We start from the raw sequence: 13,853 nt of genomic DNA on the forward strand, positions 1-13,853 counted from the left end.
AATTGCAATTCTGGTTTGCGGACTAGATTGCTGCATGAGCGTAACATTCCGGATTGAAAAGGATTCCATGGGGGAGATGCGAGTCCCGGCGGATGCCTATTACGCCGCACAGACTGCGCGTGCAGCGGAAAACTTCCCGATCAGCGGCTGGCGCATGCCGCGCACGATGATTCGCGCTCTCGGATTGATCAAGAAGCATGCGGCCGCTGCAAACCTGCAACTGGACGGCCTGCCCGAGGACATCACCCGCGCCATCCAGGCGGCTGCGCAGGAGGTCATCGATGGCAAATGGGATCACCAGTTCGTGGTCGACATTTTTCAGACGGGTTCGGGGACTTCCACAAACATGAACGCCAACGAAGTCATCGCGAATCGCGCAATCGAACTTCGCGGCGGAAGGCGGGGCGACGGTTCGATTCACGCGAACGATCACGTGAATCGAGGACAATCCAGCAACGACGTAATACCCACCGCGATCCACATCGCTGCGCTCGGTGCCATTTCGCAGCAGCTGATCCCTGCACTGGGCGGATTGCACCATGCCTTGACCGCGAAAGCGCAGGAATTCGATGACGTTCTCAAGATCGGCCGAACCCACCTGCAGGACGCCACGCCGATTCGGCTCGGCCAGGAATTCAGCGGATTTGCAGCGCAAGTTCTCGCGAACATGGAGCATGTTCGCCAGGTGTCGCAGAATCTTGGCAACCTCGCGCTTGGCGGCACCGCAGTCGGAACGGGAATCAATTCGCATCCAGAATTCGCACAACGCACAATCGCAGGCATTGCCCGGGAAACCGGCCTTGAACTCCGGGAAGCCCGAAATCATTTCGCGGCGCAATCCAGCATCGATGCTGTGGTGCAAACGAGCGGTGCGCTTCGTGCCCTCGCGACCATGCTCATCAAAATTGCCAACGACCTGCGCTGGCTGGGATCGGGTCCGCGTTGCGGGCTGGGCGAGTTGAAGCTCCCCGCGACGCAGCCGGGATCGTCGATCATGCCGGGCAAGGTGAATCCCGTGATGTGCGAAATGATGATTCAGGTGGGGGCTCAGGTGATTGGGCACGACGCGACGATTGGATTTGCCGCAACGTTCGGGAATTTTGAATTGAACACGATGCTGCCGGTTTCAGCGCACAATCTGTTGTCGTCGACCGAGCTCCTGACAAACGCAACGAAGGTCTTCACGACGCGCTGCGTGGCGGGGATTGAAGCGGATCGCGAACGTTGCGAATCCAACATTGAACAGAGCCTCGCCATGTGCACCGTGCTGGTCCCGGAGATCGGATACGACGCCGCGGCGAAAATTGCCAAGCAGGCATATCAGAGCGGACGCACGGTTCGGGAAGTTGCTGCTGAAGCGAGCGCGCTCGACAAGGCAACGCTTGACCGTTTGTTGGATCCGCGAAGCCAGACAGAACGCGGGTAAGAGCGCGCGCACGTTTTCACGTCGCAGTTTCAAACGCGCAGGAAAAGCTGGCGGCGATACATCCAAAAGAGCACCAGCCATAACACGAGCAGAACAAGGCTCCCGCGCAGGAGAGGTTCGTATGCGCTGCCGATCACTCCAAACACCTGCGGACCGAAATGCGTGACGAGCGTCGAGACAATGAAGCCGGGGAAGAGGTGAGCTATGACATACGCCGCAATTGAATTCATTCCAATCACGACGAGAACAAACGCCCAGCGGCGAAATCCCCGAACATCAATGACATAATACAGCGCCGCGAGAATCAGCAGGCACCAACCCCCGCTGAAGAGCGTCCAGCTCGGCGTCCAGATGCGCTTGACCACGGGGCAAATGCCCGTCGCACCGAGCAAGATTCCCAGCAGCAGGGTTGCGGCGCCCGTGACAAGCAGCCATCGGATTTTATCCCCGGATGCCCGCGCACCACGCAGAACCGCACCTGCAAGCAACCCGAAAATCATTGTTCCCAAGGTTGGAATGAAGCTGAGCGTTGCGTAACCGCCCGCATTGGCGATAAAAGGTTGTTCCCTGGGAAAAAGGTTCAGGAACCATGTGTCGAACGCCCACGCGAGGTTTGTGTTTTTTGCCCAATGGGCAGAGAAGCCAGAAATAGGCCTGCCTGCGTCCTCCTGTGGCACGGGATACAAGGCGAAGGCCAGCCAATAGGCGATTAGAACAAACGCCAGTGAGCTCCATTGCACGCGGCGCGATTGGAACCCCAGCAAATACAGCAGCGGATAGCCAAGGCCGATTTGCGTCAGGGTGTCTTCAAAGGTCCAATTCGTTTGCGGCTGGCCAACCGACCTCAGGAGGATTCCCAGAAAGACGAGCATCACCGCCCGCCAGCAGGCATGTGCCGTTCGCTGCCATTGCGGCTGGCCGATGTGTGAGCGGCGGGCAAGCGAGAAAGGAAGCGCGACTCCTACCAAAAAGGTGAATGAAGGCTGGATCAAATCGTGCAATGAACATCCGATCCATTCGACGTGCGATTGGTGATAACAGAGGATCCGCCAAAACGCATTGCCAGGAACATTTGTCGAAACGCTGCAGAACTCCAGAACCTCAGCCATCATCAGCAACATCACGGCTCCGCGATAGGCATCCAATGACCCAACACGAACTGCGGCCAAAGCTGGAGTTCCCGCTGCGGCAAGGCTGCCCTGTTTCGGTGCAAGCGGGACGACGGAAGACATACGCGCGCGGGCTGCGGCAGGCCTATTGGAGCGTCAGTTTCAAGCGAAGAAATCCAGTCGCTTCGGGACTGGTGTAGCTGGCTCTCAGTGACGTGGGCGCGTTTTCGAGGACGGTGACCGCGTCTGCCGACCACGCCGGCGGTTGCAGCACAGGCGAACTCTGCACCTCGTATTGGACATCCTTCACGCCCGGTCCTTTGAATACCGAAAGGATCAACGTCGCGTTGGTATAACTGAAGTTCAAGTAAGCGGTGTTTTCGGCAACGGTGGGATTCAATCCGACTGCGTATTCCAAAAGGTTCACGCGTCCGTCAAGATCCGGGTCTGCCTCAGGCAAGCCATTGACGGGGTTCGAAGGGAAATGCCGCGCGTTCCAGCGCTCGTAGGTTTCCGCAATCGAAGAGAACTCGAGCACCGGCACTTCTGATCCGGCGGGTGCCGCGTTGGTAGCGCTGTGATTGATGATGATTGTATGGTGCAGCCGATGATAGCCGGTTGCAGGTTCCCATACCGAACCCAGCACTGCGCCTGCGCTGGACAACGCGTTCGAGTTCGCCAGCCGAATCGCATAGGGAACCGAGTCATACAATGACGGCGCGGGGTCTGGCAGGTTCAACAGCAGCTCGTATTCGCCCGTGGGAATATCCGATGGCAATGCCAATTCCGCATGTATCACGTGGTTGCTCCCGGGAAGCCATCGGCGCGGGTCGGCGTTGCGAGACAGTGCGGCAAAATATTTCTGATCGCCTTGCGCGTTGCGCAGGATCAACTCGAGACCGCGAGGATTGTAGGGCGCCGCGAATCCGATGTTGCGAAGTGTCAGGGTCAAAGGCATCACCTGCCCTGGTTGCGCCTCGTTGCGAAATATTCCCGAAATTAATTCGATGCGATAACCCAGGCGCCGCTTGATGTCATCGATACAACCGTGCTGCACCCACTTGTTGTTCACATTGGCATTGTAGCCCTGGTGCAAATACGAGTAGTGAAACAACGCCATGTCGGGATCGGCGTTTCCGCCAGCGGATTCACAATCGTCGGTCGGCGGGTTCAGCATGCAGGTTTCGCCACCGACAGGCGTGTAGCGCGAATCCTGGGCGGTGTAGTTGCGAAGGTTGATGACATCCTGCCCCGAAGTTCCACTGCCGACATCATAATCGGCAAACGTGCCGGCGTCGGTTGAATCGGCGAGGAAGCAATCGTTGTGAAATCCGATGCGCGAAGCGTCGCTGCCGCTGAAAGCCTGGAGAGCGGTCAATCCAGCGGCTCCCGTGATCGCGGTGGGGCCATGCACAAACTTCTGCTTCATTTGCGGCGTGCGAGCCTGCACGGCGCGTTCGACTGGCACCGCCGCCAGCAGCGCCCCAAGCACCTCGGAACGGTCCCTCCAGTTTTGCGCGGTAGCCTGGCCATTCGTGTAGAAGACGTCGGTGAAATAACCTTCGCCCCACGCCGCAATGAATCCCTGCTGCACCACGGCAATGACGTCGCTGTTCTTCTTCAACACGGGCGCCAGTTGCGCGATGTGCTCGAGAATTCGTGCCTTGCTCGGTTCGTTGAACGGGCGTGTTTGATCCTGGTTGTAGGCGAAGCGGACGATTGCCTTCACGCCCTGCGCACGGATGGAATTGAAGTCCGCCTGAATCAACGCCAGGTAGTTCGAGCTGATTGGCGCGTTCACAAAGGTGTCGAGATAGAATAACCGCAGGAGCAGCGTGATCTTTGCGTTGTAGGTGTTGCCCGGCGAATTCCTGCCGTTGATGCGATACGACGCAAGGTTGGACGGAACCGAACTGGGCGAGCTCGCGTGATTTTCGGCCTGAATGTAAAAACCCCGTTCCGGATTCGCGATGTCCTCATTCGATGCGGAGTAGGTGTTCGTCGTAAAACCTTCTGCAAAGGTGACGTTCGTGACCGCGGCAAACGTGTAAGCCAGGCCTCCTGCAGTGGACGGCGCCCATTCGGCGCTGACGAATCCCGCTGTTTCGGATTCGAGAACGATCGCGATGGCGGGATGTGTGAACACGGGCGCACCGCCGGAAGCGTACGAGGCGTGGCGCGAAATGCGTGCTTCGAACTCGGTGCCCGGTTCACCGGGCGCTGCAGCCCAGTTCAGACCGTGGATCGCACCTTCGTTAAAACCCCCATTTTTCTGCTGATACCCTCCGCCCGCTTGAACGAGCAACTCGGATCCAACCAGGCCATTGGCGCTGAATCCCGTCGCCGGATTCTGATCGGCATCGACAAAGAGGTTCTGCAACGGAGTGAACGGATTCGCGGGTTCCCGAATGGTGAACTTCAGGTAGAGGTAATCGTCGTCGTTCGCGAGATGAATGGTTTCGTAATCGACCGCATTGGTAACACTCAGCATCTGGCTGTGCGCCAGCGGCACCCCTGCCCAATCGTCGAATGCTCCATCGATGGTGATGTGTTTGAATGTCCCCGCGTGAGCGGCGAGAGCGTGAATGCATGCGCACACGGCGAGACGCCGGCAGAGGCGGGAAAGAGAATGGGATGCGTTCATACGTGCGGCTTCCTTCGAGGTTGCGGGTCTACTTGCGGTGGCGAAAAAAATGGACGGTGGCATCGAGGCCCTCCTGAAAGTTGCCTGAGGGCTTGAACCCCGCGTCGCGAAGTTTGTCGACCGCGGCGAGCGAATGCCTGACATCACCAGCACGCTCCGGCGTGTACTCCAGTTTCGAATGGGAGCCCGACACGCGGCAGATCGTCGCGGCGAGCTCGTTGATGGTGATGCGTTCGCCGTAACCGACATTGAACACGCCCGTCGCCTGCGACTCCGTTCCAAAAAAGGCATTGGCCGCAGCAACGTCCTTCACATAGACAAAATCCCGCGTCTGCCCGCCATCGCCGTGAATGGTGATCGGCTCATTCTTTACAGCGCGATCTATGAAGATCGGGACCGCTGCCGCGTATTGGCTTTTTGGATCCTGCCTGGGGCCAAACACATTGAAATAGCGCAGGCACGCCGTGGCGAGCCGGCCTTCAGCCGTGAACATGCGGCAATAGAATTCACCATCGAGCTTCGTTATTGCGTAAGGGCTCTTCGGCTCCGGCAGCATCGTTTCCAGTTTCGGCGTGACCGGATTGTCGCCGTAGATCGCCGCCGAACTGCTGAGCACCAGCTTCCTGACCTTCGCCCGCTCGGCCTCCTCCAGGACAATCACCGTTCCAGTCGTGTTGATTTCATTGCACTCGATCGGCTTGTGCATTGATTCCGGGACGCTGACCATCGCCGCCAGGTGGAAAACAAAATCCACCTGCTGCATGGCAGCGCGCACCGCGTTGCGATCGCAGATCGAGCCTTCGATGAACTCGTGATCCAATCCCGCAAGATTGTGCCGGTTGCCGGATCGAAGGTTGTCGAGCACGCGAACCTCCGCCCTGCGCTGAAAATGCTCGACGATATGGCTGCCGATAAAGCCCGAGCCGCCAGTGACGAGAACTCTCATTGCAGGTGCTCCACGAGTTGGTTCATCTGCTCCTCCTGCTGCTCGATGGATTCGACCAGCTTGAACTGGGTTCGGCAGCGATCCAGGTTGTGTCCATTGCGATGCACTTTGAAATAGGTGTCGCCTGCAAGATAATCCGTCAGAAAGCGGATGCCGATTTCAAACGTGATCAACCGTCCTGAAAACGCAAGCAGCCGCTTTTCGTCGGCGGTCAGAAAATCCCCTGCGGATTCGAGGTATCCTCGGATGAGGGCTTCATACATCGGAAACTGCATGGTGACGCGCGACAGATCCAGCTCGTCTTCCTTCGCGGGGCTGGTTGTGGTTCGGACCATGTCGCCAAAGTCATACAACGCCAGGCCGGGCATGAGCGTGTCGAGATCAACAACGCAAATCCCTTCGCCAGTTTCTTCGTCGAGCATCACGTTGTTGAACTTGGTGTCATTGTGCGTCACGCGCTCGGGCAGCCCTGCATTGATCAGGCCGCCAACGATGCCAGCCCTGTTCAACGCGAATTCAATTTCCGCCGCTGCGGATGCGGCGCGGTTCGCAGCATCGTTTTCAATGGCCGCCTGAAGCGCTTTGAATCGCTTGGGTGTGTGATGGAAATCCGGGATGGTGTTGTTCAATGGCGGCGCGGGCAGATCAGCCAGCAGCTTTTGAAACTGCCCGTACGCCTTTGCAGCTTCATAAGCCTGACTTGGGGAATTCACGGCATCGTAGGAACGCGCGTTCTCGATGAAGAGATACGCACGCCAGAAATTCCCATGTTCATCCTGATTGAAAACGCGGCCGTCACGCGCGGGAATCAGCGTCAGCACACGACGGCTGCTATCGGGCGCGCCCGCAAGCTTCGCCGCAAGATGCGCCGTCACCCGCTGGATGTTTTCCATCACCGCGGGTGGGTTGCTGAAGATGCGATGATTGATGCGTTGAACGATGTAGCGGGTCGGATTGCCAGCCACATTGAAAACGACGCAATAGGTGTCGTTGATATGGCCGCTCCCGTAGGCTTCCGCGGACCGGAATTCGCCGAAAATCTGGAACGCCGCTGTCACGGCCCGAATGTCGTGGTTCGCAGTCACTGCCAAAGCCTTTCCGGATAGTGGCCGTCCCGGACCAGTTGCCGGATTCCCTGTTCGACGTGCGGGCGATCCTCGCGATAGGTGACGCCAAACCATTGGGCATTGGTCCGGAGGACTTTCACGCGTTTGCGTCCGTTCTGGACAAGGCTGTTGATCAGGCCGGGAATGTAGAATTCCGATTTTTGTTCGTGCCCGTGCTCTTCAAGGAACTTCTGGAAGTGCTCGCGCAATTCGCAAAACAAATCGGACTGGAATCCCCACATGTTCATCGAAACCAGTTCGTCACCCGTGAGCACCTGCGCGCCGCCCGAGGCATCGCGATACCGGGCGCGATTTCCATCCTTCTCAATGCCGACCACCTCCCGGACATCCTGAAGCTCGCCGCCAGCCGATTGGCAGACTCCGCGTGCAACACTGCCAAATTCCGACAACGTGTTCCGCAGAACAAATGCAACCATGGCGTAATCGGGATTGGACGGATTCAAATGATCGGCGAGCAGGCGGAACGATTCCGTCCCGTAAAAGTCATCGGCGTTGATCACTCCAAAAGGCCCCCTGATGACGTCGGCGCCCATCAGAATGGCGTGTCCCGTTCCCCAGGGCTTTTGCCGGCCCTCGGGGACAGTGAAGCCGGGTGGAAGGGAGGTCAGCTCCTGGTAAACGTAATCGACCGAAATAAACGGTTCAAAGCGGCTTCCGATCCTTTCCCGAAACGCCGCTTCGATGTCCCGGCGGATCACAAAAACGAGATGGTCAAACCCGGCGCGGATCGCGTCGTGCACCGAGTAATCGATGATCGTTTCACCCGAAGGCCCGACTGGATCAATCTGTTTGAGGCCGCCGTAGCGGCTGCCCATTCCAGCGGCCAGCACCAGTAATGTCTTATGCATCAATTTGAAAACGGAGAGCGGGCTCAAACGCGAGAAATCCCCATTCGCGCTGCCGATGAAAATCAGGGTGCAGATGCGGCGATGTGCACGAGATCACGGGTTGGGGAATACCGCGCGTGTAATCGTAACGCGCAAATGAAAATCGCCAGCGGGCAAGTTCGAGCGATGCGTCGTGGCCGCTCACAATGCGCGAAGGCACTTCGGCATACACCTGCCAGCCATTGCCCGAAACCCAGGTTTGGGAATGAAAGGCCGCGTCCCGCAAGAGGACCGGCGTGAGGTCGCGAGTCCGCCGCGCGTTCTCGATCGCGGCAACATCGGGATAACGCAACTGGAGGCGATGATTGTTCGGCGTCACATGAAGCTCGACATAGCTCTCGTGCGCATCCGCCCCCAGAAACATCTCAAAAACATCGCCGATCTCCCAAGTGCGCTGGTTCAGCTGCGTTGCATTGCTGAAGACATCTTCATCCTGCAACTCAGCGAACAGGTGAAGGGACGTGTTGCGCCATCCCAGTTGAACGTATGCAGGCGCAAACCGGGGTTCCTCCCTGGCAAGCCACGCCTGGCGCAATCCGCAACGCGGCGCCGTGGCAAAGGCGCGGCGGACTTCCGAAAGCTGCGATGCATCGAACGGCGGAATTTCCGGGCAGTGTATTTTAGGGAGTGGTTCCGCTGCAGGTTCATTGACAGGTCTGACAGTTTGCATGCGTGCTCCTAAACCTGCTGCCACTCCGGCTTGTTTTCATAAACCCAGCGATAATATTCCGCCCGCTTGAGTTTTCCTGCGGCCGCTGAATCCACGCACAACTTCGCATTCACGTGCATCTGGAGAATGGACGCGGGATTCAGCGCTGTCAGCGGGCCTTCGACCGCGGCGGCGACGGCCCTCGCCTTCCTTGCGCCAAACGCCAGCAGGAGGCATTGACGCGCCTCCATGATTGTTCCCAGCCCCATGGTGATTACGTGTTGTGGAACATTCTCCGCCCCATCGAAATACTTCGCGTTGTCCCGGCGGGTTCCACGCGTAAGCGTTTTGATCCGCGTGCGTGAAGCCAGCGACGAGGTGGGTTCGTTGAACCCGATGTGGCCATCCGTGCCAATCCCGAGCACCTGAAGGTCAATGCCTCCCGCCTTCGCAATCTTCCGTTCATAATCGGCACAAAACAGCGGAATGTCCGCAGCCTGGCCGTCCGGGATGTGCACGTTCCTGCGGGAAATATTCACGTGCTGAAACAAGTTTTCCCACATGAAACTGTGATAGGACTGGGAATGATCGGGAGCCAATCCGACATATTCGTCGAGGTTGAACGTCGTCACCCTGCGCCAGTCGAGCTTCATTTCGGCGAGGGCGCGATAGAGCAGCAATGGCGTGCTTCCTGTCGCCAAACCCAAAACGGCGTTGGGTTTCGAACGAATGCAGCGCGCAACGATCCGCGCAGCCACTTCGGTGGCGGCGGCCGCATCGCGTTGAATGATGATTTCCATTTTTCTTCAGCCGCGGCCGAGCCGCCGATTCAAATTTTCCCGGACACCGGACTCGAACCTTTGGATGAATTTGCAGGCATATTCCGTGATATCGAGCGTCGTGTCCTGCACCAGCGGCGTGAGATCCATTCCGAAAATCACCTGCGATGCGCAGTCGGTGGCGTGCGGCTGATGGAAGGTCGCGTTTGCGGCGCGCCGCCCCATGGCAGCCAGGTCGTAACGCTTACCGCCTGCGATCTGTGAATGGAAGACCGCGTTCAACTCAGCAGCAAGGGCGTCATGTCCGCTGACGTCCATCACCACTTTGCTTTCGTCGGGAAGCCAGTCCAGATTCCGCCACACTTCGCAGCCCCAGACTCGTCGCGGCCGCTCGGATGCGGGAAGTTCGCGAAGGGCTTGAATCGCTGCGACCGCAACACCGATGTGCGTGTCATGCTTGTCCGCCAGGTTGTGGGTGTAAACAACTTCGGGAGTCGTCGCGGCGAGAATGGTTTTCAGATCCTCGCGCAATCGATCGTCGTTCGGACTTTTCACCACGCTGCTGGAATGCCCCAATTGAATCATCACGCCGTAACGTCCCTTTTCAGCAGCCGCGTTCTGTTCCCGTATCCTGGCCTCCATCATCTGCTCATCGGTGAAGGCGGCGAAAGGACCCGTTCGCGCGCTGCCAGAGCCATTCGTGCATGTGACACCGCCAAACCATTTGTCGTTCTCCGCGAAGCACTCCGTGATTCCATGAAACGCCATGAACTCGAGATCGTCCTGGTGAGCGCCAATCCCGAGGTGAGTGATGCGCCTCAACGCATCGTGCAGCGGGCATTTGTCGGGCACGAACACGCCCGCGTTCGACTGGTGCAACTTCATAGTCAAGTCGTCTGCGTCATCCGCGCTATGCCAAGCGGCTGCATCGTCCGCCATAGGCCTCGCGTGAAATCAGGGATGCTGACCGGCGCGCTCCCGGAGGCGACCGAGCGCGTCGATATTTCCATGATACTGCTCCAAGCCGCAGCATCGTAGACAACGCTGTCGGGCGTGACCCCGCGTCGAAGGGTGTCCATCACGCGCCAGTTCATTACGAAATCCATTCCGCCATGACCGCCGCCGCGCGCACGCTCCTCCAGTTGCTTCCACAGCGGATGCGTGAATTTGTCGCGCATGAGTTTCAGGTCGGCATCGTTGAGCCAATCATGGGATCCCCGCGCGCCCAGCCCATGAATCCCTGGGTCGTTGATCGACAGCCGCGCCGGGTAGTCGAAGAACGCGCCGCCGCTGCCGCACATCGCGTTGATCCGGTTGTACGGCCGCGGCGTGACAACATCATGCTGCACCATGATCGTGCGGCCGAGTTCCGTCTTGATGAGCGACGTGTTCATGTCGCCGCAGATATATTTTTCGCCCGCGTGCCTGCCGTTGTTGGGCTGGCGTTCGTCGCGGTATTTTGTCAGCGACACCTCGGGCGAACTCATTGACACGAGAAACTTGAATTGATCCCCGCGCCCGATTCCCAGCGTCTGGGCAACGGGACCAAGGCCGTGCGTTGGGTACAGGTTTCCATCCTGCCGCGAGTGATACGCTCGGCGCCATTCGCCTTCGCCGTTCAAGTCGAAGAGAACGGTGCGAAGATCGTGGATGTAGGCGCACTCCGCGTGATTCAATTCCCCCAGGACGCCTTCCCGCGCGAGGTTCAGGACAAACAGTTCATTCTCTCCGTAGCAGCAATTCTCCAGCATGATGCAATGGCGCTGAGTCCGCTCGCTGGTGTCCACCAGCGTCCAGCATTCCGCCACGCTTTCCGCAGCCGAGACCTCGAGCAATGCATGCTTCCCCTGCTCCATCGCACGCACAGCCATCGGCACATGCCACTTCCAGGGTGTCGCAATGTAAACAGCGTCGATGTCATCGCGGTCGACCATTTTCTCCCAGATTTCTTCGGTCCCGCTGTAAACCTCGGGACGCTTGCGGCGCTTCTTCTCACACGCATCTGCCCCGGCCTTCGCCCGATCGTCGCGCCAATCGCACACAGCCACTACCTCGACGAAATCCATGTTCAGACAATCGTTGAGATGTGTCATGCCGCGATGAAGGCCGATGACTCCGACCCGCACGCGTTCCAGTGGCGGCGTGGTGAGATCATGAACAGGCTTGTTTCCGGCGGGCCTGCGCGGTGAGGCCGGAGATTTGCCCGATGCCATGACATCCTGGCCAGGTGTCGAACATCCCGACAATCCCGTCATGGAAGCGCCCAACCCCGCGAGGGTTGAAGCCTTGAGAAAATGGCGCCGTGAAAAGTTGGAGTCGTTCATACAGGAATGCTTTCAGCGTTTGCCCTGAAAATGTTCTTCAATTTCTTCAAGCGTCTTCCCCTTCGTTTCCGGCAGAAAGAACGCGGCGGTGATGAAATAAACCACCGTGCACCCTGCGAAGAGGAAAAACAGCGTGGAGTAGCCATACCGCCCGACCGTCGGCAAAAAGGTCGCGGCGATGATTGTGGAAACCGCCTGGTTGATCAGGAGCGCGATGCTCATGCCATTCGAGCGAATCCGGGTTGGCATCAATTCCGACAACGCCAGCCAGACGCAAACGCCTGGACCGATTGCGAAGAATGCCATGAAGACAAAGAGAAACCCAGCCACGAGCCATCCGCTTTGTTCGGTGGGGACTGGCGTGATCAGGGCGTTCTCAATTCGGAGCGGCGCGGTTTGCGCTGCTTCGACGTCGGCGAAAGGATTCGAGAAGAACGCCACCACGCGGTTGTTCGGCACGCAGTTCTCGCGCCTGATTTCGATTGGCTTCGCCAGCGCGTCGTCGGAACGCACAACACTCGTCGCGGCACGGAAATCACCATAGGAATAAATGACGATCAGTGAGGCTGGCGTTTTAACGGCCTTCTCCCCTCCAATGCGCGAGAGCAATTCCTGATCGAACGCCAGGGTGAGCGTCTGTTGGGTCGAGACCTGCGACTGCACAATGTCGCGGGCATCGACACGCTGCTTCTCCGTGCGGTGAAACATCATGCCTGCGCAAATCAGCGACACAATGATTCCCGCGCTGCCCAGAGACAGGAGAAATTTTCTGCCTTTGCGATCGACAAGGATGACGCCAACGATCGTCAGCAGAAAATTGACAGTGGTGAGAATGACATAACCGAGGTGTGCCTGGCGGTCGTCAAGGCCCGCCTGCAGGAGAATCGTGGCATTGTAGCCAATGATTGAATTGACGCCCGTGGCCTGGTTGCAGGCGAGGATCACGCACGCGAGCACGAATGGAATCACGTATTTCCGGCGCAACAATGACTCGCGAATACGTTCGCCCGTGGTTGATGTGCTGGCCCGTTCGGATGCAATCGCTTCCTCCATTTCACGGAGTTCGACGTCGACCTGGGCAGCGGAGCGCGATCGCGACAACGCTGCGCGAGCGGCGTCAAGCCGGCCGCGCCGATAAAGCCAGCGCGGAGATTCAGCAACCATCAGGCTGCCCGCGACAAATAAAATCCCGGGGGGCAGCGAAACCCAGAAGATGCTGCGCCACGCTTTGTCCTTGAACGCGAAAAGCCTGTCCGGATCCCCGAGCTTCGCGACTTCTTCAACCTGGTGGCTGTAGTAAAAACCGATGATTGCCGCCGCGACAATGCCCAGCGTCAGCAGCCACTGGAAGATCCCCGTTCCCTTGCCCCGGTTGGCTGCGCCAAGGCATTCAGCGAGATACAACGGAATGACCACGCCGATCAGGCCCGCGCTGATTCCCTGCAACAATCGTCCAAACACAAGCGGGCCATATCCATCGGCGAGCGCGATCATTGGGATGCTGATGACGAACAGAATGCCGCTCGCAGCCATCACCTTCTTGCGCCCGAGAAGGTCGGCGAGCGCGCCCGCGAACAAGGTGGAAATCACGCTGCCCAGCAGCACCGCGGCAACGATGAACGACAACTGTCCCGCGCTGAGCCCCGAAGTTGCCTCCAGGTAAGGCAGCGCGCCTGAGATGATTCCAACATCGACGCCGTAGAGAAGCCCGCCGAGCCCGGCAACGAGCAGGAGGAAGCGATTGTAACCCTTCTTGTCGTCGGCGCTGGGGTGATCAGTCATCGGATTGTTTTGATTCAATGTGCGGCAAGCCTGTGGCCGAATTCAACCCTTGGAAATAAGCCGCGGTTGGGATTGCGCTGCCCGAGTGGGCCTGATGGCTCGGAGATTGGATGGACGCCCGAAAGCGATGCAGATCCGGAATCGCAGGCACGACAACTTCAGAATCCATTTCAGCAGAAC

12 protein-coding genes are annotated in these 13,853 nt (G+C 58.4%); 1 reads left to right on the forward strand and 11 read right to left on the reverse strand.

The window, feature by feature from the left end:
* Positions 1 to 34 precede the first annotated feature (34 nt).
* Complete coding sequence (locus tag VEH04_09945) at positions 35 to 1,426, forward strand: class II fumarate hydratase (protein HYG23093.1); 1,392 nt, start codon at positions 35 to 37, stop codon at positions 1,424 to 1,426.
* A gap of 29 nt (positions 1,427 to 1,455) precedes the next feature.
* Here the strand turns inward: VEH04_09945 and VEH04_09950 are convergent, their stop codons facing one another.
* From VEH04_09950 to VEH04_10000, 11 genes are read right to left on the reverse strand one after another with little or no spacing between them, the layout of a single operon-like run.
* Positions 1,456 to 2,658, reverse strand: coding sequence for a DUF5009 domain-containing protein (locus VEH04_09950; protein ID HYG23094.1), 1,203 nt, complete (start codon positions 2,656 to 2,658; stop codon positions 1,456 to 1,458).
* Between the two features lie 22 nt (positions 2,659 to 2,680).
* Positions 2,681 to 5,179, reverse strand: a complete 2,499-nt coding sequence (locus tag VEH04_09955) for a DUF4832 domain-containing protein (protein ID HYG23095.1) — start codon at positions 5,177 to 5,179, stop codon at positions 2,681 to 2,683.
* Positions 5,180 to 5,207: 28 nt separating this feature from the next.
* Positions 5,208 to 6,125: an NAD-dependent epimerase/dehydratase family protein gene (locus VEH04_09960; protein ID HYG23096.1), complete on the reverse strand. Its 918-nt coding sequence runs from the start codon at positions 6,123 to 6,125 to the stop codon at positions 5,208 to 5,210.
* A complete protein-coding gene (locus VEH04_09965) occupies positions 6,122 to 7,210 on the reverse strand; it encodes an aminoglycoside phosphotransferase family protein (GenBank protein ID HYG23097.1) in 1,089 nt (362 codons plus the stop codon). The genes VEH04_09960 and VEH04_09965 overlap by 4 nt, the downstream gene beginning before the upstream one ends.
* Positions 7,207 to 8,100, reverse strand: a complete 894-nt coding sequence (locus tag VEH04_09970) for a sugar phosphate nucleotidyltransferase (GenBank protein ID HYG23098.1) — start codon at positions 8,098 to 8,100, stop codon at positions 7,207 to 7,209. Before VEH04_09970 ends, VEH04_09965 begins: the two co-directional genes overlap by 4 nt.
* Positions 8,093 to 8,809, reverse strand: a complete 717-nt coding sequence (locus VEH04_09975) for a hypothetical protein (GenBank protein HYG23099.1) — start codon at positions 8,807 to 8,809, stop codon at positions 8,093 to 8,095. The genes VEH04_09970 and VEH04_09975 overlap by 8 nt, the downstream gene beginning before the upstream one ends.
* Positions 8,810 to 8,817: 8 nt before the next feature.
* The gene (gene nagB, locus VEH04_09980) at positions 8,818 to 9,588 is read right to left on the reverse strand and encodes a glucosamine-6-phosphate deaminase (protein ID HYG23100.1); all 771 of its coding nucleotides are present in this window, start codon (positions 9,586 to 9,588) and stop codon (positions 8,818 to 8,820) included.
* A 6-nt stretch (positions 9,589 to 9,594) separates the two neighbouring features.
* Positions 9,595 to 10,452 (reverse strand): PIG-L family deacetylase, encoded by an 858-nt coding sequence (locus tag VEH04_09985; GenBank protein HYG23101.1) that lies wholly within the window; start codon positions 10,450 to 10,452, stop codon positions 9,595 to 9,597.
* A 2-nt stretch (positions 10,453 to 10,454) separates the two neighbouring features.
* The gene (locus VEH04_09990; protein ID HYG23102.1) at positions 10,455 to 11,891 is read right to left on the reverse strand and encodes a Gfo/Idh/MocA family oxidoreductase; all 1,437 of its coding nucleotides are present in this window, start codon (positions 11,889 to 11,891) and stop codon (positions 10,455 to 10,457) included.
* 12 nt (positions 11,892 to 11,903) lie between these two features.
* Positions 11,904 to 13,673, reverse strand: a complete 1,770-nt coding sequence (locus VEH04_09995; GenBank protein ID HYG23103.1) for an MFS transporter — start codon at positions 13,671 to 13,673, stop codon at positions 11,904 to 11,906.
* Entirely contained in the window at positions 13,666 to 13,842 is a 177-nt protein-coding gene (locus tag VEH04_10000; GenBank protein HYG23104.1) for a hypothetical protein, read from the reverse strand. The genes VEH04_09995 and VEH04_10000 overlap by 8 nt, the downstream gene beginning before the upstream one ends.
* Positions 13,843 to 13,853 lie beyond the last annotated feature (11 nt).

It is taken from the genome of Verrucomicrobiia bacterium (assembly GCA_035629175.1).
Taxonomy (GTDB): domain Bacteria; phylum Verrucomicrobiota; class Verrucomicrobiia; order Limisphaerales; family DASXHY01; genus DASXHY01.